Source organism: Caballeronia sp. LZ043 (assembly GCF_031451075.1).
Taxonomy (GTDB): domain Bacteria; phylum Pseudomonadota; class Gammaproteobacteria; order Burkholderiales; family Burkholderiaceae; genus Caballeronia.
In genome coordinates, this window is the sequence record NZ_JARUXT010000001.1 from 252,759 (window position 1) to 274,261 (window position 21,503).

The 21,503-nt window shown below is 62.0% G+C and carries 18 protein-coding genes; 9 read left to right on the forward strand and 9 right to left on the reverse strand.

Annotated features, from left to right (window positions below; all coding sequences use genetic code 11):
- Positions 1-140: 140 nt before the first annotated feature.
- On the forward strand, positions 141-3,029 hold the full coding sequence (locus QCE64_RS01260) for an ATP-binding protein (RefSeq protein ID WP_310002468.1): 2,889 nt from the start codon (positions 141-143) through the stop codon (positions 3,027-3,029).
- 29 nt (positions 3,030-3,058) lie between these two features.
- Here QCE64_RS01260 and QCE64_RS01265 read toward each other — a convergent pair whose 3' ends face one another.
- Positions 3,059-4,003, reverse strand: coding sequence for a LysR family transcriptional regulator (locus tag QCE64_RS01265; RefSeq protein ID WP_310002469.1), 945 nt, complete (start codon positions 4,001-4,003; stop codon positions 3,059-3,061).
- 484 nt (positions 4,004-4,487) lie between these two features.
- Between QCE64_RS01265 and QCE64_RS01270 the strand changes: the two genes are divergently transcribed.
- The 3 genes from QCE64_RS01270 (at position 4,488) to QCE64_RS01280 (ending at position 7,247) form a co-directional block, all read left to right on the forward strand.
- The gene (locus tag QCE64_RS01270) at positions 4,488-5,660 is read left to right on the forward strand and encodes a porin (protein WP_310002471.1); all 1,173 of its coding nucleotides are present in this window, start codon (positions 4,488-4,490) and stop codon (positions 5,658-5,660) included.
- A gap of 203 nt (positions 5,661-5,863) precedes the next feature.
- Positions 5,864-6,310 (forward strand): CHRD domain-containing protein, encoded by a 447-nt coding sequence (locus QCE64_RS01275; RefSeq protein WP_309913590.1) that lies wholly within the window; start codon positions 5,864-5,866, stop codon positions 6,308-6,310.
- 10 nt (positions 6,311-6,320) lie between these two features.
- Complete coding sequence (locus tag QCE64_RS01280) at positions 6,321-7,247, forward strand: alpha/beta hydrolase (protein WP_310002472.1); 927 nt, start codon at positions 6,321-6,323, stop codon at positions 7,245-7,247.
- On the opposite strand, the gene QCE64_RS01285 is transcribed toward QCE64_RS01280, so the two are convergent.
- A complete protein-coding gene (locus QCE64_RS01285) occupies positions 7,217-8,065 on the reverse strand; it encodes an EcsC family protein (protein ID WP_309913597.1) in 849 nt (282 codons plus the stop codon). The genes QCE64_RS01280 and QCE64_RS01285 overlap by 31 nt on opposite strands.
- A 110-nt stretch (positions 8,066-8,175) precedes the next feature.
- On the opposite strand from QCE64_RS01285, the gene QCE64_RS01290 reads away from it, so the two are divergent.
- Both QCE64_RS01290 and QCE64_RS01295 read left to right on the forward strand, forming a co-directional pair.
- The gene (locus QCE64_RS01290) at positions 8,176-9,771 is read left to right on the forward strand and encodes an MFS transporter (RefSeq protein ID WP_309913600.1); all 1,596 of its coding nucleotides are present in this window, start codon (positions 8,176-8,178) and stop codon (positions 9,769-9,771) included.
- A 16-nt stretch (positions 9,772-9,787) separates the two neighbouring features.
- On the forward strand, positions 9,788-10,258 hold the full coding sequence (locus QCE64_RS01295) for a MarR family transcriptional regulator (protein WP_309913602.1): 471 nt from the start codon (positions 9,788-9,790) through the stop codon (positions 10,256-10,258).
- Here the strand turns inward: QCE64_RS01295 and QCE64_RS01300 are convergent.
- Positions 10,255-11,529: an amino acid deaminase gene (locus tag QCE64_RS01300; protein ID WP_310002473.1), complete on the reverse strand. Its 1,275-nt coding sequence runs from the start codon at positions 11,527-11,529 to the stop codon at positions 10,255-10,257. The two genes, QCE64_RS01295 and QCE64_RS01300, sit on opposite strands and share 4 nt — an antisense overlap.
- A 141-nt stretch (positions 11,530-11,670) precedes the next feature.
- On the opposite strand from QCE64_RS01300, the gene QCE64_RS01305 reads away from it, so the two are divergent.
- The 3 genes from QCE64_RS01305 to QCE64_RS01315 are packed head-to-tail and all read left to right on the forward strand — an operon-like array spanning position 11,671 to position 14,454.
- Positions 11,671-12,558: a MurR/RpiR family transcriptional regulator gene (locus tag QCE64_RS01305; RefSeq protein WP_309913609.1), complete on the forward strand. Its 888-nt coding sequence runs from the start codon at positions 11,671-11,673 to the stop codon at positions 12,556-12,558.
- 2 nt (positions 12,559-12,560) lie between these two features.
- Positions 12,561-14,039: a D-aminoacylase gene (locus QCE64_RS01310; protein WP_309929054.1), complete on the forward strand. Its 1,479-nt coding sequence runs from the start codon at positions 12,561-12,563 to the stop codon at positions 14,037-14,039.
- A gap of 28 nt (positions 14,040-14,067) precedes the next feature.
- Positions 14,068-14,454, forward strand: a complete 387-nt coding sequence (locus QCE64_RS01315; RefSeq protein WP_309807160.1) for a RidA family protein — start codon at positions 14,068-14,070, stop codon at positions 14,452-14,454.
- 116 nt (positions 14,455-14,570) lie between these two features.
- Here QCE64_RS01315 and QCE64_RS01320 read toward each other — a convergent pair whose 3' ends face one another.
- From QCE64_RS01320 to QCE64_RS01345, 6 genes are all read right to left on the reverse strand, one after another.
- Positions 14,571-16,121, reverse strand: a complete 1,551-nt coding sequence (locus QCE64_RS01320) for an FtsK/SpoIIIE domain-containing protein (protein WP_310002474.1) — start codon at positions 16,119-16,121, stop codon at positions 14,571-14,573.
- A complete protein-coding gene (gene dndD / locus QCE64_RS01325; protein ID WP_310002475.1) occupies positions 16,102-18,186 on the reverse strand; it encodes a DNA sulfur modification protein DndD in 2,085 nt (694 codons plus the stop codon). The genes QCE64_RS01320 and dndD overlap by 20 nt, the downstream gene beginning before the upstream one ends.
- Positions 18,187-18,197: 11 nt before the next feature.
- A complete protein-coding gene (locus QCE64_RS01330) occupies positions 18,198-18,416 on the reverse strand; it encodes a DNA modification system-associated small protein (protein WP_309913618.1) in 219 nt (72 codons plus the stop codon).
- Positions 18,403-19,548, reverse strand: a complete 1,146-nt coding sequence (gene dndC / locus QCE64_RS01335) for a DNA phosphorothioation system sulfurtransferase DndC (RefSeq protein WP_310002476.1) — start codon at positions 19,546-19,548, stop codon at positions 18,403-18,405. The genes QCE64_RS01330 and dndC overlap by 14 nt, the downstream gene beginning before the upstream one ends.
- A 194-nt stretch (positions 19,549-19,742) precedes the next feature.
- Positions 19,743-20,567, reverse strand: coding sequence for an NADPH-dependent 7-cyano-7-deazaguanine reductase QueF (gene queF / locus QCE64_RS01340; RefSeq protein WP_309807162.1), 825 nt, complete (start codon positions 20,565-20,567; stop codon positions 19,743-19,745).
- Positions 20,564-21,499 (reverse strand): 5'-nucleotidase, encoded by a 936-nt coding sequence (locus QCE64_RS01345; protein ID WP_309913624.1) that lies wholly within the window; start codon positions 21,497-21,499, stop codon positions 20,564-20,566. The genes queF and QCE64_RS01345 overlap by 4 nt, the downstream gene beginning before the upstream one ends.
- Between the last annotated feature and the right edge of the window lie 4 nt (positions 21,500-21,503).

Genomic DNA, 21,503 nt, shown 5'->3' on the forward strand with positions numbered 1-21,503 from the left:
TCCGACGCCGCGCCAACATCGAGCATCGGCGGGAAAAGTGCCTGGCCGTGGCGTGAACCAGCCGGCCTGTTTGAGAGAGGATCGAATTGAGAGTGCCGTCAGTGTCGTTTGCCCGTTGTTTGGTGCTCCTGTGTTCATTGATGCCGCTGGCCAGCCATGCCGCGGACGCCGGCCTGAGCATCACCGACCTGCGTCTGTTGCCCATGCTCATCAGCGTCGTGGCGGTGTTTTTCGTGACATTGCGCGCGCTCATCCTCCTGCAACGGGAAATGGCGAAGCGAATCGAAACCGAGCAGCGGCTCGGCACCCAGCTCAGCTTCCAGCAAACCATGATGGAAGTCGTGCCGTACCCGCTCGTCGTGAAGGACATGGAGAACCGCTACATCGCGGTGAACCGCGCTTTCGAGCAGGCCCTGGGCGTGCGGCGCGGAGACATTCTCGGTCACACCAGCCTGGAAGTCGCGGCGTGGGGACATGAACAAAGCAAGGTGCTGCATGAACTCACCAGCACCACGCTCGCCACGGGCCAGCGTCAGGAACTTGAGGCCCAGTTTTGCGACAACCTGAAGAATCCGCGCTGCGGCCTGTTCTGGGCGGGCGCCTTCGCGGCGTCGAACGGCGAATGGGCCGGCGTGATCGGCACCATGATCGACATCACGGACATCCGCAACGCCGAAACGCGCGCGCGGCAGACCGAGCGGCGCCTGCATGACGTCACGCGTTCGCTGCCGGCCGTCGTGTTCCAGCTGCGGCGCGCGAGCCGGGGCAAATACAGTCTTCCGTATATCGACGGCGACACGCGGCAACTGCTCGGTCTAGACGTCGCGGTGCTGGCCGACGAGCCCATTCACGCACTGACCCACGTGCATGCGGAAGACAGTGCGCGCCTGCTCGAGGAAATCGAGATGTCGGCGCGTACGCTCGAACCGCTGCATACCGAGTTCCGGTCCACCGTGCAGGGCGTCACGCGCTGGATTCGCGCCGACCTCGTCGCGCACCGCGAGGAAGACGGCGCGGTGGTGTGGAGCGGCTATTGGGCCGATGCCAGCGTGGAGCATGCACGGGCCGAGGAGCTCGCGCGGGCGCGTGATATTGCCGAAGCGGCCTCGCGTGCGAAGGACGACTTCCTGGCCATGATGAGCCACGAAATCCGCACGCCGATGAACGGCGTGCTGGGGCTCGTCGAGGTGCTGGAAAACACGCCGATGAATTCGGACCAGTCGCAGATGCTCGGCATGATCCAGGACTCGGCGAGCGCGCTCCTGCACATTCTCGACGACCTGCTCGACTACTCGAAGATCGAAGCGGGACGCCTGTCGATCGAATCCACGCCCATCGACCTGCGCGAGCTCGTGGACAGCGCGGTCGGCCTGCTTGCCACCCGTGCGCATGAGAAAGGCTTGCGGGTACGCGTGGACGTCGCGCCGGAGGTGGCGGCCATCGTCCGCGGCGACAGCGTGCGTCTGCGGCAGATTCTCTTCAACCTGATGAGCAACGCCATCAAGTTCACGATCAAGGGCGATGTCTCGCTGCATGTGTACACGGTCGAGCAGCGCGAGACGGAGCAGGTGATCGAGTTGTGCGTGAAGGACACCGGCATCGGCATTGCAGCCGAAGCGCAGGAAAGCCTGTTCGAGCCGTTCGTGCAGGCCGAGACTTCCACCACGCGGCGTTTCGGCGGAACCGGGCTCGGGCTCACCATCTGTAACCGGCTGGTCGAACTCATGGGCGGCACGATGACGCTCAAGAGCGCGGTCGGCGTGGGCACGGCCATGACGGTGCGCCTCGCCATGCCGGTCGACACCCGGCAGTATCAGGTAGGAGGGCTGCGCGGCAAGCGCGGGATCGTGTCCATCGACGACGACCGGCTGGCACAGGCGCTCCTCAACTATGGCCAGGCGCTCGGCCTGCAGTTGCAACGGCGCGCGCCGGCGGAACTCGTGGCGTCCGGGTTCGAGGCGTGCAGGAACACGGACATCGTCTTCCTCAGCGACGCGCACAGAACGGCCATGCCCCTGGGCGCCTGCGTGATCCACCTCACCGAGAAGCCCAAGCCCACCGGCTACCGCATTCTCGACGACGACATTCGCGTGAGCGTGAACCCCATCTCCTGGCACGGGCTCGGCGCGGCTTGTGTGGCGGCCTTCACGGGCATGCCGCAAGTCGCCGTGCGCGCCCAGGCGCATGCCGCTCACGCCGTGTTCGGCGGCGTGTCGAAGATGGCGGCCCCGGACCGCGCGGATGCGCTGCGCAGCGGCAAGCTCGTGCTCGTGGCCGAAGATCATCCGGTCAACCAGGAATTGATCCGGCATCAACTGGCGTTGCTGGGTTTCGCCTGCGACGTCGTGCATGACGGGGTGGAAGCCTTTGCGGCGCTCGCGGACACGCGCTATGGCTTCCTCATCACGGATTGCCACATGCCGAACATGACGGGCTACGAACTGGCGCGACGGGTTCGGTCGGCAGAGCGCGAGACGGCTTATCGCCTGCCTATCCTCGGCATCACGGCGAGCACCGCGCCCGACGAGTTGCGACGCTGTCGTGAAGCCGGCATGGACGACTGCCTCGTGAAGCCCACGCGGCTGGCCACGCTGCGTGAGCATCTGAATCGCTGGCGCGTGTCGGGCACCGTGATCACCGAGACACAGACGCTCGCGCCACCGAGCCGCGGCGTCCCGCTGGAAGACAAGGATGAACTGGATCTTGCCGCCATGGCGCAGGTATGGGGCAGCGAAGTCACCGTACGAGCGCTGCTCGATGCATTCGCTTCCTCATTCCGCGAAGATCTGCTCGCGCTGCGCAAGCTGCTGTTTCACGGCACGGTGGATGAACTGCGCGACTGGCATCATCGGGTTGTCGGCGCCGCCAGCGTATTGCAGTATCGGCCGCTGCTCGATGCGCTCGAAGTGTTCCGTCGCGACCTGCCTGCGCAGTCGGCCGAAATTCGTCAACGGGAAGGCCTTGCATTGATCGAACGATGCGAGCAACTCGTCGAGCGCATTCATACGCAGGGCGCAGCGCTGATCTGACGGTTCCGGTCCGCAACAGGCGCTGATGCTCAGGGACCGGACGGCAACACCTCGTCGCGCTTTTCACCCGATGCTTCATGGCTGCGAAAGTAGTCCAGCGCGAAATCGACGAAAGAACGTGTCTTGGCCGAAACGTGACGACGCCCGGGATAAACAATCGACACTTCCTTGTCGGCTTCCCTGATTGCGTAGTCCGGCAACAGGCGCAGCAGCGAACCGTCGCGCATGTCCTGTTTGACATGGCTCTCCGGCAGCACGGCGATGCCCATGCCGAACAGCGCCGCTTGTCGCAGCATGGTCATGCTGTTCACCGTGTAGGTAGGATCGAGCGCGACATTTTCCACTGCGCCCGAAGGGCCGGAAAACGACCAGGTCGAGCCGTGAATGTCCGCGGACGGCGCAAGGAACGCGTGCCGGCTCAACGCGGCTGGCCGGTCCGGAACGCCGCTCCTGCTCAGATAAGCCGGCGAAGCCACCAGCGTTGCGCCGATCCTGAACAACGGCCGGTTGATCAGCATGCCGCTATTGACCTGGTGCGCGGTCACGATGCCGACATCGAAACCTTCGGCGACGAGATCCACCGGACGATGCAGCAGGGTGAGCCGAAGCTTCACGCCCGGAAAGCGGTCGTGAAAATGTCCGAGCATCGGTGTGAGACCGAGCAGGGCGAACGAGGCCGATGCCACGAGCTTCAGCGTGCCCGACAGATCGGCGGAACTGTTCGTTACCGAAGCCTCGACGCCTTCCACCTGTTCGATGACCGCGCGGCATCCTTCCGCGTAGAGACGGCCAGCCTCGGTCAAGGACACGCTGCGCGTGGTCCGGTTCAACAGGCGCGTATTCAGATGCGTTTCCAGTAATGAAACATAACGGGTGACCACGGCATTGGAGAGATCCAGCGCGGCGGCGGCGCGTCCGAACGATTCGGTTTCCGCGACCTTCGAGAAAACGCGCATGGCGTGGAGAAGATTCATGACAGGAAGAGCAAGCGGTCGAACGCGGAACGAGTGTCGAATCAACGAGAAACCAGCGCGCTGATTGATTCGGTTCCGCGCTTACCGGCGTGATAAGCGTGCGCGATGTTATGAGCGTGATTCAGCGCGACGCAATCGGATCAATCCGAAGCTATGGCGGTGTGTCCTTATGACCACTGCGCAGCGAAAGCCCGACCACTGTCGCATGCGCGCAACTTCAAGACACCAAAGTGTCGTGGCGCTTCAGACAACGCCTTGGATAAGTGCGCGCAACCCAAGGGTTTTCCCATATCGAAAATGGGCTTTTCGAATTATTCGAAAAGCCTTTTGCGATTCCTTTGCCGGCTTCTCAAAAAAACCGGGCCATAAACTTTGCCGTGCCGAATTTCGGACAGAGGCTAAACGAGCAATGTGTTGATCCGCTCGACAAGCGTTCAACCGAAGCAACCCATCGGGTCCGCAGGACTCACACAAAGGAATACGCATGAAAAAGAATCTCATCGGAGCGGCCGTGGCGGCCATCGCTGCATCTTTTGCGACGGCGGCGAGCGCGCAAAGCAGCGTTACGCTGTACGGTGTGCTCGACGTGGGCATGACCTTCGTGAACAACGTCGCCACCGGCGCGCCTGCCGGCCAGCCGCAGAAGGGCAGCTTCCGCGGTCTCACCAGCGGCAACCTGCAGGAAAGCCGTTGGGGTTTGCGCGGCTCTGAAGATCTGGGCGGCGGCATGAAGGCCATCTTCACGGTGGAAAGCGGCTTCAGCGTCAACAACGGCCAGTCGAACGACAGCGGCGCGACCTTCGGCCGCCAGGCATGGGTCGGGATGCAGTCGGGCTTCGGCACCATCACGCTCGGCAAGCAGTTCGACTCCGTCGTCGACTATCTCGGCCCGCTGAGCGCGGCAGGCACGTGGGGCGGTACGTATTTCGGTCACGTCGGCGGCAACGACAACCTGAACAGCGACTTCAGCATCGCCAACTCCATCAAGTACCAGAGCCTGAACTACGCCGGCCTGACGTTCAGCGGCCTCTATGGCTTCTCGAACAACGCGAACGGCTTTGCTGACAACCGGGCCTACAGCTTCGGCGCCGGCTACACCAATGGTCCGCTGAAGCTCGGCGCGGCCTACATGCAGGCCAACGGCGTGAACTCCACGACCAATGGCGCCGTGACCGGCGAGCAGTTCACCAACACGTTCGGCTTCGGTCCGGCCACGGGTCAGCGTCAGCGCACGTTCGGCGCGGGCGCTGCGCATTCGATCGAAGCCATGACGTTCGGCGGCGTGTGGACGCAAAGCCGTCTTGACAACACGGCGCTGGAAAGCGGTTCGCTCGTCATCAACAACTACGAAGTGAACGGCCGCTATCTGCTGACCCCGGCGCTCGCGCTCGGCGCGGCCTATACGTTCTCGACGGCCAAGGCCAGCGGCTACGGCAAGAGCACGGACACGGTCAAGTACCATCAGTTCGGCGTGCAGCTTGACTACGCGCTGTCGAAGCGCACAGACTTCCACGTGGAAGGCGTGGCGCAGATCGGCTCGGGCGGTGCGGAAGGCTTCTACCCGACCGCGGCAATCGCCAACTACAACAATTCGTTCGGCGCGTCGTCGAGCAGCCGTCAGGTGCTCGTGAACACGGGCATCCGTCATCGCTTCTGATATCCGCGCGAAGTAACGCGGCGCGCCGCGAGCGCGGCGCATTGTCAAAAGGCACCTCGCGGTGCCTTTTGTTTTTGTCTTGCCTGGCATCGCGCCGCGTGGCCACCTGCGCCGTCAAGCCGAATTGCACTACCATGGCGTGCACCGGGCGCAGGAGCGAAGATCATCGATGCGCCTCACGGGCCGCCACCAGGAGCGCAAACATGATTTCGACATGCCGATCCGCTGTCCGCTGGACCGCTGCATGGGTTTTGCTGTTGCTTGCATCGGGCGCGGCTCATGCCGATGCCGTCGCGCTGAAAGCCAACCTGCAACCCTCGAGCGAAGTTCCGCCGCGCGTGAGCAAGGGCCATGGCACGCTCGACGCGACCTTCGACACCGACACTCACGTCCTTGCCTGGACCGCGACCTACGCAGAGCTGTCAGGTCCGGCGACGATGGCGCATTTTCATGGCCCGGCGCCGGTCGGGCAGAACGCCAAGGTGCAGGTGCCGGTCGACAAGAAATCGCTTGCCAGTCCCATGAAGGGCCAGGCGACGCTCAACGAACAACAGGTCGCGGACTTGATGTCCGGACAGTGGTACTTCAACATTCACACGCAAGAGAACCCGACCGGTGAGATACGCGGTCAGGTCATGCCGTCGAACTGAGCGCACGCCGATGAGCTGGCAACGCGCGCTAGCCTGCTGGGCGTTGCGCACGCGGATCCGGCCGCATACCGCGCGGCCTGAACTCGACGTCGAACTGGCCCGGTCCTATGCGTCGCGTCGAGTGTGGACGCCGCGCGTGCCGAAGGGCTGGCGGCTCACAGTCAGCGCATCCGGTGACGAATGGCTCACGAAGGAGACGCACACGCCGCGGACGATTCTGTATCTGCACGGCGGCGGCTATTACTTCTGCTCGCCGCGCAGTCATCGTGCGATTACCTTCAGGCTCGCGTCGCAGGCGCGCGCCAACGTGCTGTCGCTCGATTACCGGCTGGCGCCCGAACATCGCTTTCCCGCTGCGATCGACGATAGCGTCGCGGCATATCGGCGCTTGCTCGACGAAGGTACGCCCGCGCAGTCGATCGTCCTTGCCGGCGACTCGGCGGGCGGCGGCCTGGCGCTCGCAACCTTGCTCGCGTTGCGTGACGCCGGCACGCCGCTGCCGGCAGCGGCGGTCCTGTTTTCTCCGTGGACGGACCTGACCTGCGGCGGCGCGTCGATGCGGACGAACGAAGGCCGCGATCCGATGTATCACGCCGCAGTGTTTCCGCGCGTCGCCGCGCAGTATCTCGGCGGCGCCGATGTGCGCCATCCGTATGCGTCGCCGCTGTTCGGCGAATTTGCCGGCCTGCCGCCGCTGCTGATTCAGGTCGGCGACACGGAACTGCTGCTGGACGACTCGACGCGCGTCGCCGGGCGGGCGCGCGCCGCAGGCGTCGCGGTGCAGCTGGATGTCTGGCGCAGCGTGCCGCACATCTTCCAGATCTGGGCGCCGTTCATGCCGGAGGCCAGCGAGGCGCTGGCCCGCGCGGCGGCGTTCATCGAACAGGCAACGGCTTCACGCGAAGCTCACCGGCCGCCCATCACCTCGATGGTCTGATACGCGCGCTCGACGGCCGCGCCGCCATAACGGCGTTCCAGTCTGCGCACGGTGAAGTGTCCGTGCGCCATCTGCTGGAAGTGATCGATGAACACGGTATTGACCATGGCGCCGAGTACCGCGCCGATCGCCGGGATCGACTTGGCGGCCACTTGCTCGCTGACCTGCACAGAGAAGCGCGACGCGATGGTCTGCAGGAACTTGAGGAGCGCCGTGGAGCCGTGGCTGCCCAGGCCCTTCGCCGCGATCTCGCTGGTCGCGCGCGAGACCGACTGCGCCAGTGCGCCGCGCACGATGAAGTAGCCGAGATCGGCGTTGTCGTCGCTGGCTTTCGTGCCGCCCATGCCGAGCACCATCAAGCATTGCAGCTGCGTCTCGACACGCTGCAGGTCCTCGCCCTCGCTGCGCGCGATGTCGCAGATCGAGCGGAACATCAGCGTCGTCGTGACGGGCAGTTCCACGGGCAGCGCGAACAGGCCGAACGCACCGCCCGCGGCGCCGGTCGTCGCGACGGCGAGCTTGTGCATCAGATTGTGCGGCTTGTCGGGCGGCGGCGCGAGCAGCGAACCAGAGGGCGTGCTCTTGCCGATCGTCCGCAATGCGAGTTGCAGGCACTTCCGGAGCGCGAGCTGCGTCGCTTCGTCGACTTTCTCCTGCGCGGCCCCCGGCAAGCGTCCGAGCAGCTTCTCGATCGGCGCGCCGACGACGCTCGCCAGTTTCATGGTGAGTGACGGACTCTCCAGCAGCTCCTTGGCGTGGGACAGAGCGGCGAAATCGTCGGTGGAAAGCGGGGAGGTGATGATCGGCGTCGGTTCCATTGGGATATGTTCGTTACGTAGCGTAAGCATTAGAGTGCCACGCGGATTGGATGATCACAGCATGCTATGATTCCCGTTCCGTTGACTAGTCAATCGTTGCGCTTACAAAGATGGCCGTACATACCGCCGCGCATCATTCCAGCGGACAGGTTCTGCCTTTCCGCGAATCGCTCATGGCGATGCTGGGCGTCTCTTTCGTCACCATGCTGGTGGCGCTCGATCAAACCGTGGTGGGCACCGCGCTGCCGACCATCGTCGCTGAACTCAAGGGCTTCGACCTCTACGCCTGGGTCGCCACCTCCTACTTGCTGACCTCCGTCATCACGGTGCCGATCTTCGGGCGGCTCGGTGACTATTACGGGCGCAAGCCGTTCGTGATTGCATCGATCGTGGTGTTCACGGTCGCCTCGGTGCTGTGCGGGCTCGCCAACAGCATGATGTTCCTGGTGCTCGCGCGCGGCCTGCAGGGGATCGGCGGCGGCATGCTGGTGGGCACCGCGTTCGCCTGCATCGCGGATCTGTTTCCGGACAACGTCGTGCGCCTGCGCTGGCAAGTGCTGATGAGTTCGGCGTTCGGCATCGCCAATGCGGTCGGGCCGTCGCTCGGCGGCTTCCTGACGCAGTACTACGGCTGGCGCTCGGTGTTCTACGTCAACCTGCCGGTGGGCGTGATCTCGCTGTTCTTCGTGTGGCGCTTTCTGCCGCATCTGCGTCACGTCGTCCACCAGGGCAAGATGCGGCTCGACTGGCCCGGTGCGCTGCTGATCGCGGCGTCGCTGGGCGCGCTGCAACTGTTCGTCGAGATGTTGCCCAAGCACGGCTTCGGCGTGGCAACGGCGGGCCTGCTGGTCATCGCCATCGCGGCGGGCTTTGGCTTGTGGCGCTGGGAAAAGCGCTGCGATTACGCGATCCTGCCGATCGACATGTTCCGCAACCCGGCGCTCGCCGCGCTCTTCACGCTGGCGATCCTCGGCGGCTTCACGATGTTCTCGCTGCTGTTCTACGCGCCGCTGCTGTTCCAGGGCGGCTTCGGCATGTCGCCGAAGGACGCGGGCGTGATGATCACGCCGCTCGTGGTGTTCATCACGATAGGCAGCATCGTGAACGGACGCATCGTGACGCGCCTGAAGAACGCCAACCTGATGCTGTATGCCGGCTTCTCCCTGCTGGCGCTGTCGTGCCTGGGTGTCGTCGTGGCCACGCACAACATGCCGCGCTCGCTGTTGCTGGTGGTCATGCTGCTCGGCGGCCTGGGCCTCGGCTTCGTGATGCCGAACCTCACCGTGTTCGCCCAGCAGACGGCCGGTCGCGCGCATCTCGGCATCGCAACCGCGCTGCTGCAATCGCTGCGCATGATCGGCGGGATGATCGGCACGGCGCTCACCGGTACGCTCGTGAGCCAGCTGTACGCGAGCGGCGTGAACCTCGCGCTCGACAAGGCGCATGCGCTGCGCTGGGCCGGCGATCTCTCGGATCCGCAGATCCTCATCAATCAGGACGGGCAACAGGCGCTGCTCGCGCAACTGAGCGCCGCGGGCCACGACGGCGCGATGCTGCTCGAGTCCGCGCGCGAGTCGCTGGTGGCGGCGATCCACATCGGGCTGGCGCTGGCGGCGCTGATCGCGGTGGTATCGGTATGGCAGTCGCGGCGTGTTCCTCCGGTGCGCCTGAAAGGGCCGCAGGAACCGGTCATCCTCGCCGAATGAGCACGGGAAACACAGCATGAACGAACAAGACCGTATCGCCGTCATCCAGCAGTTCGGACGCACCTATCGGGCGTTCATGTCGGCGTTCGAGACGGCCGTCGGTCAGCCGATGCCCCGCTGGCGCATCCTGCTCGCGCTGCACGAGCATGCGGGCGTGCTGTCGCAGAAGAAGCTCGTCGAGCACTTGAAGGTCGATCCCGGCGCGCTGACGCGACAGCTGAAGACGCTCGAAGGACTCGGCTGGATCATGCGCAGCGTGGATGCGCGCGACAATCGCGTGTCGAATGTCGCGCTGACGGCGCAAGGCCGGGCGATCGCGCAGGAAGGCCTGCCGCGCCGCAATGCGTTCCTGCATGACACGATGGCGTCGCTGCCCGACGAGGCCATCGAGGCGCTGTCGAGCGCTTTGCACATGTTCGAGGGACGCATCCAGGACGTGGCGGCCGCCAATGCATCGCAGGCGGCCGCGCTCGAGGCGAAGATTTAAAAGAACGTCTCGATCACTTCGGTGACGCGATACTTCGGATCGACGACGAGAATCTGACGCCACTTGTCGAAGGTCAGGCAGGGGTGCGAGATGTCGAACGCGATCATGTCGCCCACTTTCAGATCGTCGCCCGGACGGATGCGCAGATACGCGTGCTGATCCATCAAACCAAAAATTTCCCAGCCTTCTTCAGCCGCGATGTCGCGTGGCGCGTCGTTGCCCGGACGATAGTGCTTCGCCGGTTCCGGCATGCCGGCGTCGAAGGCCGAATCGCGCTTGCCGAGCCCGATGATCGCGCGGTCCGGCTCCGGAATCGACTGCACGTACGCCCACAGTTGCAGCGCCGGTTTCAGTCCCTGGCCCATTTTCTTCGCGATCGGATTGCGCGCGAAGATCTCGTTCTGGGCCTTCTTGTAGATGCCGACATCGTGCGTCAGATAGCAGCCCGGACGCAGCACGACTTCGATGGCGTCGCTATGGGCCTTGGCGAATTCGTCGGCGACCACGTCGTACCACGCGGAGCCCGCGCCGGAGAGGATCGCCGGCTGGCGTTTGATCTTGCCGTCGGCGATCAGCGCGCGCGTGACATCGACGGCGCTTTTCAGGAACTCGCGCACCCGCGCTTCGTCCTGCAGCACGCCTTCATACAACTCGATGCCTGCCAGTTCGATCGTGCCCGGCCAGCGCGCGATGGCGGCGAGCACGGCGTCGCGCTGGGCGTCGTCACGCACGCCGGTGCGCCCGCCCGGCACGCCGAGTTCGATCAGCACATTGAGCTTCTTGCGCACCGAGCTGAAGAATTCACCGAGCTGATCGACGCCGTCGGCTGAATCCACCAGGCAGAAGAATTCGAAATACGGATCGGTGAGCAACTCGGCGATCATGCCCATGTTGCGCTTGCCGACCAGCTGGTTCGCCATCAGCACGCGATGCACGCCGCCGCGATACGCCGCGCGCACCTGATGCGCGGTGGCCAGCGTGATGCCCCACGCACCGGTTTCCAACTGACGGCGGAAGAGTTGCGGCGCCATCGTAGTCTTGCCATGCGGCGCGAGCTTCACGCCGTATTCGCCGACGAATGCCTGCATCCACTTCAGGTTGTGCTCGATGCGGTCCGCGTACAGCACGGCGGCGGGCAGGCTGACATCTTCCTTGAGCAGGTTCCATTGCAGGCGCGCCGCGTCCTGCAACTGGATGCCCGTGCCCGGCACCATGCCGAGGCCCTTGCCGAACGGGTCGATCGCGGGGCTTTGATAGTTTGTAACTTTCATGCGCTGCTGCTCCATCGTCCATTTAAATAGATTCGGGCGCCGTCTCACGTGCTCCGATGTTGACGCTACGATAGTAACCAAAGTAGCATCCGGGATGGAAATGTTATTTAGTAACATCATCGCGAGTCAACCGCGCACCTCATGAACGGCCCGTCTCATTCCATCGGTATCGACATCGTCGCACGCATTGCGGAGCGCGCGCCCGAACTGCGCGACGCGGAACGCAAGGTGGCGGCGCTGATCCTCGACGACATCGTGGCCGCGTCGCGCGCGAGCATTGGCGCGCTGGCGGACAAGGCGGCGGTGAGCGTCGCGACGGTCACGCGTTTCGCGAAGGCGGTCGGCTGCGAGGACGTGCGCGAATTGAAGCTGCGGCTTGCGCAGGCGGCGGGTGTCGGCCAGCGCTTCCTGACGCGCGATGCCGACGCCGTGCCGGCTTCGCTGGCGGCGCGCATCTTCGAGGAAGTGCAGGGCACGCTGGCGCAGAACCAGGGCGCGCTCGCGGCAGCGCCGGTGGCCGAGGCCGCCGACGCGCTTGCCGCCGCCGCGATGATCTACGTGTTCGGGATGGGCGGCGGCTCGACCGCGCTCGCCGATGAAATGCGCTTTCGCCTCGTGCGGCTCGGCCGGCCGGTGGCGTCGTATCAGGACGGCCTGCTGCAACGGATGGTGGCGTCGACCTTGTCGAAGGAACACGTCGTGGTCGCGCTCTCGGTGACCGGGCAGACGCCGGAGATGGTCGAAAGCTGCCGGCTCGCGAAGCAGTACGGCGCGCGCGTGATTGCGCTGACCGCGCCGGCGTCGCCGCTGGGCGTGCTGGCCGACTGGCTGATCCCGGTCATCGCAATGGAAAGCGACTTCATCTACAAGCCGTCGTCGTCGCGCTACGCGATGATGATGGCGCTCGACCTGCTCGTCACCGAACTCGCCGTCAAGCAGGCCGACACCAGCCGCGAACTGCTGCGCCGCATGAAGCATGCGCTCGACGCGCATCGCGGCGGCGGCGAGCGTCAACCCTTGGGAGACTGATGATGGAACTGGCCGATACGCTGATCGTCGGCGCGCGGGTGATCGACGGCACGGGTGCGCCCGCCGTGGCGCGCGATGTCGCGGTGCGCGACGGACGCATCGTCGCGATCACGGCGCCCGGCGGCTTGTCCGCCTGGCGCGCCGGCGACACCTTCGATGCCGAGGGCAAGGTGCTCGCGCCGGGCTTCATCGACGTTCATACGCACGACGACACCCACGTGATCCGCGTGCCGCAGATGATGCCGAAGATCACCCAGGGCGTGACGACGGTGATCGTCGGCAATTGCGGGATCAGCGCGTCGCCGGTGACGCTGAAAGGCGCGCCGCCCGACCCGATGAACCTGCTCGGCGATGCCGCCGCGTTCCAGTATCCGACCTTTGCTGCCTATGTCGATGCAGTGAACGGCGCGCGCCCGGCGGTGAACGTCGGCGCGCTGATCGGCCACACGGCGCTGCGCAGCAATCACATGGACAGGCTCGACCGCGCCGCCACCGGCGACGAAATCGCCGGCATGCGCGCGCAGCTCGAAGAGGCGCTGGCGCATGGCGCGCTCGGTTTGTCGAGCGGTCTCGCCTATGGCTCGGCGTTCAGCGCGCCGCCCGAGGAAGTGCAGGCGCTCGCCGAACCGCTGGCGCAGGCGGGCGCGCTCTACACGACGCACATGCGCACCGAGTTCGACGCGATCCTCGATGCAATGGACGAGGCCTATCGCGTCGGCCGCCATGCGCGCGTGCCGGTGGTGATCTCGCATCTGAAGTGCGCGGGGCCGTCGAACTGGGGGCGCAGCACGGAAGTGCTGAAGTCGATCGACACCACGCGCGCAGGGCAGCCGGTCGCGTGCGACTGTTATCCGTACAACCGCAGTTCGTCGACGCTCGATCTCAAGCAGGTCACGGGCGACATCGACATCACGATCACCTGGTCGACGCCGCATCCGGAGATGGCGGGCAAGCTGATCCGCGAAGTGGCCGACGCGTGGCAGGTGACGCAGCAGGAAGCCGCGAAGCGCTTGCAGCCGGCGGGCGCGGTGTATCACAACATGTCGGAAGACGACGTGCGGCGCATCCTCTCGCATCCCGCGACGATGGTCGGCTCGGACGGTTTGCCGAACGATCCGTTGCCGCATCCGCGTCTGTGGGGCGCGTTTCCGCGCGTGCTCGGGCACTATGCGCGCGACACGTCGCTGATGCCGCTCGAGGAAGCGGTGCGCAAGATGACGGGTCTGACAGCGCGGCGCTTCGGTTTGACGGAGCGCGGTGAGGTGAAGGTGGGCCATCACGCGGATCTGGTGGTGTTCGATCCTGAACGCGTGCGCGATGCCGCGACGTTTGCGCAGCCGCAGCAGGCGGCGGACGGCATCGACGCGGTGTGGGTGAATGGGGTGCTGACGTATCGCGAGCGGGCCATGACCGGTGCGCGCGCGGGACATTTCGTTGCGCGCGGCGCGGCATCGAAGCTCGATGCGCGCGGTGCGTTCTAAACCTGTATTTGAATCAAGGAGTGAAGCGATGAAGCGTTATGGCGTGGAAGGCGGCAAGGGACAAGGCGGCGCGCATATGCCGTTCGCACGCGCGGTGGAGGCCGATGGCTGGCTGTTCGTGTCGGGCCAGACGCCGATGGAAAACGGCGAGGTGATCAACGGCGGCATCGTCGAGCAATCGCACAAGGCGATTCAGAACGTGCTCGCGATCCTGCAGGAAGCGGGCTACGGCACGGAGCACGTGGTGCGTTGCGGCGTGTGGCTGGACGATCCGCGCGACTTCGCGTCGTTCAACAAGGTGTTCAAGGAGTATTTCGGCGCGAACCCGCCGGCACGGGCGTGCGTGGTGTCGTCGATGGTGATCGACTGCAAGGTCGAGGTGGATTGCGTGGCTTATAAGAAGGCGGCTGCGTGAGTTGAGCCCATTGGTCGGTCACTTACGCGGAGAAGTGCGGCCTCATACGAATCTGAAGTGACGAGTCGAGCAGCTCGCCACTTCAAGTTCGAGTGCTTTCCGCGAGGCCGATCAGTTCAAGGCAACCGGCCCTGCACGACTGCGTTGATGTCCTGGGGTGAGATCATCGGTCCGTGCGCTCGAACAAGCGCTTTTCCAGGAAGTTTGACTAGCATGTCTCCTGCTCCCGTCAACGATTCCGCGCCAGCCTCGTCGATGACGATGATCGATTCCGACGTTTTCTGAACTGTGAGAGCGATTCGCGCTGGAACATTGCTGCGAATCAGACCGGAAAAAGTCTTCGCATCCGGGCGTTGTGTTGCGAGAATCAGATGAATTCCTGCTGCCCGAGCCTTCTGAGCGAGTCTTATGATAAGAGGCTCGATCTTCTTGCTCTGCAGAACGAGGTCCGCGAGTTCCTCAACCACGACAACGACGTACGGAAGCTCTGCGCCTTTTTTTAAAGCCTGAGCAATATCGGAAACTCCCAAGCCTGCGAATGTAGCGTAGCGCGTGTCCATTTCAACCACGAGACGTTGCAGGAGCTTCAGAGCTCCTGCAACGTCCGGCACAACTTCCCCGCCAAAGAGGTTGTCGAGACCGGAATAGGGTGCAAACTCGACCTGCTTCGGGTCGATGAGTGCCAGTTGCAACGTCTCTGCGGATCGACCGAGCAGAAGCGAGAGGACAAGCGTGTGCAGACACACGCTTTTGCCCATCCCCGTTGCCCCACCAACTAGCAGATGGGGTGCAGTGCGCAGATCGAACGAGACGTTCGCGCCGTCAAGATCAAGTCCGACGAAAACCGGTAGCGATCCAGAGCCCAAGCGGTTATCGCTCCAATGCTTCAGTTCTGAAAATCCGATTTGCGTCCACTGATCGCGTGGTCTGGCAATGTCGATCAACACGCTTTTCGCTTCCCGGCCGGGTGACATGCACGGAACGGAATCTCTTAGCCCCAGGCTGAGAGCAAGTTGGTTGAGGCTTTTCCTGAGCCGATCAAACTGACTCACGTCGAGTAAGCCGATTTCATGACGCGTCAGGCGGGGACCAACGAAAATGCCCCGAGCTTCTGCGGAAATGCCTATCTCTGAAAGAGCTTGTACGAGATCGATTTGATCTGAGCCGGCAATAGGCGGTGCGCCGAGATTATCGTTACGGTGAGGGGGCGCACAAGACGCAGGTCGCTCGGTCAATGAAGCTCTGCGCATGATCAGAACTTGTACGAATCGGTCGTAGTTCTGTTCACAGTCGTGCCAGTCTGCCATTAGCAACTGTGCACCTCTGTGCCAGTGAAAACGCACAGCAGCCTTGAATGCATCAAGATCTTCTATAACTTTGCCGTACAGGCGTGCATGCGTCACAACCAATCCGATCCATGCAGCGATGTCGTGGACGTTGAACAAGGTCTGACCTTGAACTTCAACACCTTTCGCATCGATCGAAGATTTGTGATCGTCGCTGATTTCACTGTTCGGAATCGACAGAGATCTTCCAATGGCTAACCGGGCTGCCGCTGCGCGCGTCGAAAGCTCAAGCGCCTCCATAATCACCGTATTGTGCCGGTCGGCCTGAGCGCTTGTGCGATATCTGGAACTCAATGCATGCTCAATGACTATGTTCGTCATCGCGAGCTCCTGAGAAATAGGAATCTTCTTTCGCGCTGGTCCGTCCAATGCCGTGGCCAACGTTCACATGTTCAAGCAAGTAGGACTTGCACACGCGACCCTCTAGTCGCTTGAAAAACTCAGGATCGATTTCTTCGTCTTGTGAAAGCAGGATGACCTGACGTCTGGGATCACTGGTCCAAAACCTCAATATGTTCTCCCGGTGTTTGCTGTCAAGACGACCCAAGGGCGTATCAACGACAAGGGGCGCCGCGATACGTGACACTCGCGCTAGACCCGCTATCAAGGCGGTGGCGAAGATCTGATTCTCGCCGGCCGAACGGTCAGCCATGATTTCTTTTCCTGAGCCATCCAGTAGTCGAGTTCTGCCGTCATCGTGGATATCGATTCGGTCGACGATGTCTTTATGCGCGAGTGCCTTATAGATTTTTGTCATCTCCCGGGCCAATTCTTGCACTTTGAGAGGAAACAGCTTTGGTATCACCTCGTTGATGACTCGACGAACCCGTTCTGATTTCTCAATGAGCGAACGCGCCGGGTTTGACTTGTCCGAGTTCTGTCGTTCACGTTGATAGGTCGGGCGCAGTGAACGGATTTGATGATCCAAGGCTCCCTGCCTGCGTTCGCTTGCACGCATGGCCTCTTGCAGTCTTTCCCAAGGCAGGCTCAAATCATCAATGCTCCGCTTCAGTGCCGCCAAGGTTCCATCACGGTCAAGGCCCTCGAGGCGATTTATCTGGCGCTCAAGGTCCTCAATGCGTCGCTGCAGCGACTCCTGCTCTTGCAAGAGTTCGTCTATATCTCTTCGACTAAGGTCGAGCGAATCCAGGAACTGCAGTGTTTCCTGTCGGGCTTCCTTTCTCAGATACTTATGCTCAATTTCCGACGCGGCGTCTGGCGGTGGCGGATGGAACAAGCTTGTCCAGGCGCGAGTGATGCCCTCGCGTACTTCGGCGCATTGAGACGCGGTGAGCGGAGGCCGAATTACCGTTGCAGTGGAACTGAAGAATGCTTCCTCGAATGCGGCGATTCGCGGCTCCAAAGCTCTCCTGTCTGCTTCCCACTCATACCAACGCGCTTCCCCGTGGATCTGGGTTCGATACTCGGAAAGCAGATCGGGACCGGTAAGATGAAACGGGAGCTTGCCAGCGAGCACGGCCTCAAGCTTCTGATGACATTTACCTAGTTCGTTTCGGAATTGCTGTCTTTCTTCGATGAGACTGCCCAGCGATGAGACGTCCGCGCTTCCTGCGCCAAGCGCCGTCATGCGGCTGATCAGATCTTCGCGCTCATTTCGAATCCTGTCGGCTTCAGACTGCATCGACTTCAGCTCGACTTGAGCTTCCTCAAGTTCTGTTTCCAAGCGAGTCAGTTCAATTCGAGCGAGTTCCAGTTTGTCTTGGTCGACATTAATGACCCCGCTGCGCTTTATCGACTCAAAATTCTTGAGGCGGTCGGAGAGCGCTCGCAGCAGCACTACGCCGAGCAGGCCCTCAAGCCCTTGTTTGACTTGTTCCACACGAGACTGATCCGCGAGCTTCTTAACCTCCTCCCCATCGAAGAAGAAAAACGGCGCAATATGAGCAGGAAGGAAAAACTCGTCCAGCAACTCGGTAAGGCTGAAGTTGTTTTGCCCGTCTATACGTGGCGAACCTGGAATGTCGCGAGTGACCAAACGAGCGAGTGCCTCGTCTTCGGCCCAGCTTCCGTTAGGTTTGAAGAACCACTTTCGCGTTACATCCAGTGCTTGCAATTTTGTGCGATGGATTCTTACTCTCACGGACATGAAGCCCGCGCCAGCATGACGCGCCTCTCCGTTGAAGGCCCGTTCGAGAAAGGTTGGGTAGCCGAAACTATCGTCGGCTTTGAGGCCCGCGCGCGCAAGATGCACCAAAGCATCCTTGCCGTAAAGACAAAGATACAAAGCTTCCAGAATGGTTGTCTTGCCAAAGCCGTTGAGACCGCCAATGAGCACAAGATTGCGATCCTCAGAGGGGCTCGGAAACTCAAAGGTTTCGCGTCGGTAGGACTTGAAGTTGGTGAGCTCGATATTTGATATCCACATACTCTGTCGCTCTAAGCCTCCGTAACCCGACCGAGGATTTCTTCGATGCGCGCGTTAATGCCGTGAGCACGCTCTTGATGCTGGCGCTCTCGTTGCAGGACGACCAGTTCTGCAAGCACATCAGTTTCGATCCCATACTTGCTTCCGACCTCGCTTAGTACCTGCATTGCGTCCTCGTCGGCCCACAGCGGGAGGTCGGACAAATGGCGTTCCATTTCAGTGCGTTCCATCGGCTACTCCTCGTTGTTGTCTTAGTTCTTCGGCCCATATCTGGTGGATGAGGTCAATCTCGTCCATCGAGATCAGCGTTTCTCCGAACACTCGCTGGGTCTCAAGCAGACGCTCCAGAATCTCCATGCGCGCCTTGACAGTGAAAGGGCCGGGGATATGTCTCCCGTCTGTGCCGAAAGTGAGCCTTCCATTGCGTCGAAGCACCTGCCGCTTGGCGGGATCATTCCTGTTCGTGCGAAGCCAGTCGCGAAAGCGAATCAACGGAAGGTAGCGGTGATGTCCAGAGTCGACATAGCCTTGCAGGCTTTTGTCCTTTTCGACGACCGTGCATGTCCAGCAGCCGAAGCGGCTATTTGGTGTGCCACAACCGGGAGCCTCCTCACTACTCAGGACGACAGGACACTCACCGCCTTCCGCTTCACGGTAAAGCGTAAAGAGGTCCGAATGCGAACCTCCCCACGGGGCGTCAAATGTGCCGAGGGCTTCCCATACCTCGTCCGTCGATAGATCGACGATCGGGCGGTAGATGTAGGCCCCCTTGAGTTCGCTGTGTTCGTGCAGACGCGAGTTTGCTTGATTTTTATAGCCGTCGACGACACGTTGACGCGTGCTGCTTTCCAGACGTCTTACTCCCAATACGACGATTGCTGCGCCGAATTCCGAGATGTTGTTTTTTATGTACGCGCTAGTAGGCATGATTTTTAGTCTGTCCGTGCACCAGCGCATACTCTGATTGGGACTCGGATATCCCTTTCCAATGAGCAGCGTCCAAAATGTCTTGTCCAGCGGTGGTTGCGTGCGTGCCACGACAACGGGTAACCCCAAGTCATTTGCCGAAGCTGCAATTTTTTTGCATACCTTATTCAGATGCAGCATGACGAACGGACTTTCAACCAGAGTATCGTTTGAGACTACGTGTACAGGCCTGGTTCTTTGCGATGGAGGAATTGTCAGAAGCGCTTCGAACGCAAGGTGCGCAACCAAGGTCGAATCCTTACCGCCAGAGAATCCAATGATCCAAGGAAAATCTTGTGCAGGAGATAGATACTCCGATCTTATATCCCAGATAACTCTTTCCCAGAGTTCCTCAATCGAGTGGTGTTCGTCTCCCACTTGAAATATCTTGTTCATGCTCAACTTTCTTTGCAGCGGCGATACTTTAAAATCTTATACGGTTTGCTAATCAATGACCATGTAGAATGTGAAAATAAAAACCCGAAATAAATCGGATTTCTCTGATTTATTTCGGGTCGCCTTGCTGCTTGAGATGTGCGGCTTCAGCTCAGTAAGAAAGCTTCATCGGTTTTCGTTGAGAAAATTCTTTATCACTGCCGCGCCAGCCGCGCATTATCCGGCATCGGCAGATTGAAGTTGGTGCGGAACGGGTTGATATCCAGCCCGCCGCGCCGCGTATAACGCGCATACACCGCGAGCCGTTCCGGCTTGCACTCCCGCATGATGTCCATGAAGATGCGCTCGACGCATTGCTCATGAAACCCCGTGTGTCCGCGATAGGACACGATGTAACGCAGCAATCCCGCGTGATCGATCTGCGAGCCATAGTAGCGGATCTGCACGCTGCCCCAGTCCGGCTGGCCCGTCACTGGACAGTTCGATTTCAACAGGTTCGAGAACAGCGTCTCGTCGACGGGCGTCTCACCGTGCGCCGCGCTCAGCAATGACGGATCGGGCGAATACACGTTGCAATCGAGGTCGAGCCGGTCGAGCGACAGGCCATCGAACTCTTCCATCACGAGCTTGCCGAAATCCGCGGGCGCGCTGAGCTGCACGGACACCGTCGCCCCGCAGATCGCCGACACGTCGCGCTTGATGGCGGCGCGCACGTCGTCGATGGAATCGAACGGCGTCTGCGCGAACGATCCCAGATACAGCTTGAACGACTTCGACTCCACGATGTTCGGCGCATCCGCCGGCACGAAGAACGTGGCGACTGCAATCTGCGGCTTGCCGTTACGGTTCAGCCAAGAGAGTTCGTAGGCATTCCAGATGTCGGTGCCGAAGAACGGCAGCCGCGCAGGGACGCCGATCGCATCGCGCGCGCGCTTGCGGTCGATTGCGAACAGCAGCGACGCATCGTACTGTTCGGTGTAGTGGACGGGCTTGCCGAGCGGAGATTGATCGGGTGTCATGTGGCGTTCGCTATGCCGCTGAGAACGTGTCCCGTGACCGTGACGTCGCGGGCCGATTCGCAATGGCGAATTTGATCGTCGAAGAAAAAGTCGGGCTCGAATTCTCGCAGGAAGTCGCCCTTGTCGAGGCCGCCGAGGAACATCGCTTCGTCGATCTCGATGTTCCAGGCCATCAGCGTCCGGATCGCACGCTCGTGTGCAGGCGCGGAGCGGGCGGTGACCAGTGCGGTGCGGATGTGCATCGGCGGGCTGCCGTTCGCGGGCGTCGTTCCTTCGCGCTCGCCTTGCGCGGCAATGCGCTGGAGCTTGTGAAGGGCGGCGAGCAGCGGTTTGAGCGGTCCGCCCGGCAAGGGCGAATCCTTCTTGTCGAGTTCGTGGCCAATGAACGCCGGCAGGCCGCTCTCCTGAAAGACGCGCTCGGCTTCGTCGGAAAAGATCACGGCGTCGCCGTCGAAGGCGATGCGAATCTCATGGGCGTAATGGCTCGCCGCGACGACCGTTTCGGGCAGAACGCTGGCGGCGGGGAAGCCGGCGTCGAGCGCCGCACGCACATCCTCCGGATTCGCCGACAGAAACAGCGAAGCGCGCAGCGGCCGCAGATAGCGGAACGGCGAGCGCCCGCGCGTGAAGACGCCGCGCTCGATCGCCAGGCCATGCTCCTTGCACGAGCGAAACGCGCGCAGGCCGCTGATGGGATCGCTGCGCGACAGGATCACCACCTCGACACGCTGTTCCTGTGTGTTCAGCGCAAGCAGCTTGCGGATCAGGCTGAATGCCACGCCGGGTTTCGCGGGCGTATCGAGCCGCGAGCGCTGCAAGGCCTCGTAACGCGCGAGATCACCGGTTTCGAAGACGCCGTTCTCTTCTTCGAAATCGAACAGCGCACGCGACGAAATCGCGACGACGAGCTTGTCTTCGAGCGTGAAAGACATCTTG

Excerpts from the sequence above, each read along its gene's own strand:
- QCE64_RS01295 (WP_309913602.1), top strand. The coding sequence starts at position 9,788 with ATGAACGAACAAGACCGTATCGCCGTCATCCAGCAGTTCGGACGCACC.
- dndD (WP_310002475.1), bottom strand. The coding sequence starts at position 18,186 with ATGTGGATATCAAATATCGAGCTCACCAACTTCAAGTCCTACCGACGC.
- QCE64_RS01280 (WP_310002472.1), top strand. The coding sequence starts at position 6,321 with ATGAGCTGGCAACGCGCGCTAGCCTGCTGGGCGTTGCGCACGCGGATC.
- QCE64_RS01345 (WP_309913624.1), bottom strand. The coding sequence starts at position 21,499 with ATGTCTTTCACGCTCGAAGACAAGCTCGTCGTCGCGATTTCGTCGCGT.
- QCE64_RS01285 (WP_309913597.1), bottom strand. The coding sequence starts at position 8,065 with ATGGAACCGACGCCGATCATCACCTCCCCGCTTTCCACCGACGATTTC.
- QCE64_RS01320 (WP_310002474.1), bottom strand. The coding sequence starts at position 16,121 with ATGACGAACATAGTCATTGAGCATGCATTGAGTTCCAGATATCGCACA.
- dndC (WP_310002476.1), bottom strand. The coding sequence starts at position 19,548 with ATGAACAAGATATTTCAAGTGGGAGACGAACACCACTCGATTGAGGAA.
- QCE64_RS01305 (WP_309913609.1), top strand. The coding sequence starts at position 11,671 with ATGAACGGCCCGTCTCATTCCATCGGTATCGACATCGTCGCACGCATT.
- QCE64_RS01315 (WP_309807160.1), top strand. The coding sequence starts at position 14,068 with ATGAAGCGTTATGGCGTGGAAGGCGGCAAGGGACAAGGCGGCGCGCAT.
- queF (WP_309807162.1), bottom strand. The coding sequence starts at position 20,567 with ATGACACCCGATCAATCTCCGCTCGGCAAGCCCGTCCACTACACCGAA.
- QCE64_RS01270 (WP_310002471.1), top strand. The coding sequence starts at position 4,488 with ATGAAAAAGAATCTCATCGGAGCGGCCGTGGCGGCCATCGCTGCATCT.
- QCE64_RS01290 (WP_309913600.1), top strand. The coding sequence starts at position 8,176 with ATGGCCGTACATACCGCCGCGCATCATTCCAGCGGACAGGTTCTGCCT.
- QCE64_RS01260 (WP_310002468.1), top strand. The coding sequence starts at position 141 with ATGCCGCTGGCCAGCCATGCCGCGGACGCCGGCCTGAGCATCACCGAC.
- QCE64_RS01265 (WP_310002469.1), bottom strand. The coding sequence starts at position 4,003 with ATGAATCTTCTCCACGCCATGCGCGTTTTCTCGAAGGTCGCGGAAACC.
- QCE64_RS01300 (WP_310002473.1), bottom strand. The coding sequence starts at position 11,529 with ATGAAAGTTACAAACTATCAAAGCCCCGCGATCGACCCGTTCGGCAAG.
- QCE64_RS01275 (WP_309913590.1), top strand. The coding sequence starts at position 5,864 with ATGATTTCGACATGCCGATCCGCTGTCCGCTGGACCGCTGCATGGGTT.
- QCE64_RS01330 (WP_309913618.1), bottom strand. The coding sequence starts at position 18,416 with ATGGAACGCACTGAAATGGAACGCCATTTGTCCGACCTCCCGCTGTGG.
- QCE64_RS01310 (WP_309929054.1), top strand. The coding sequence starts at position 12,561 with ATGGAACTGGCCGATACGCTGATCGTCGGCGCGCGGGTGATCGACGGC.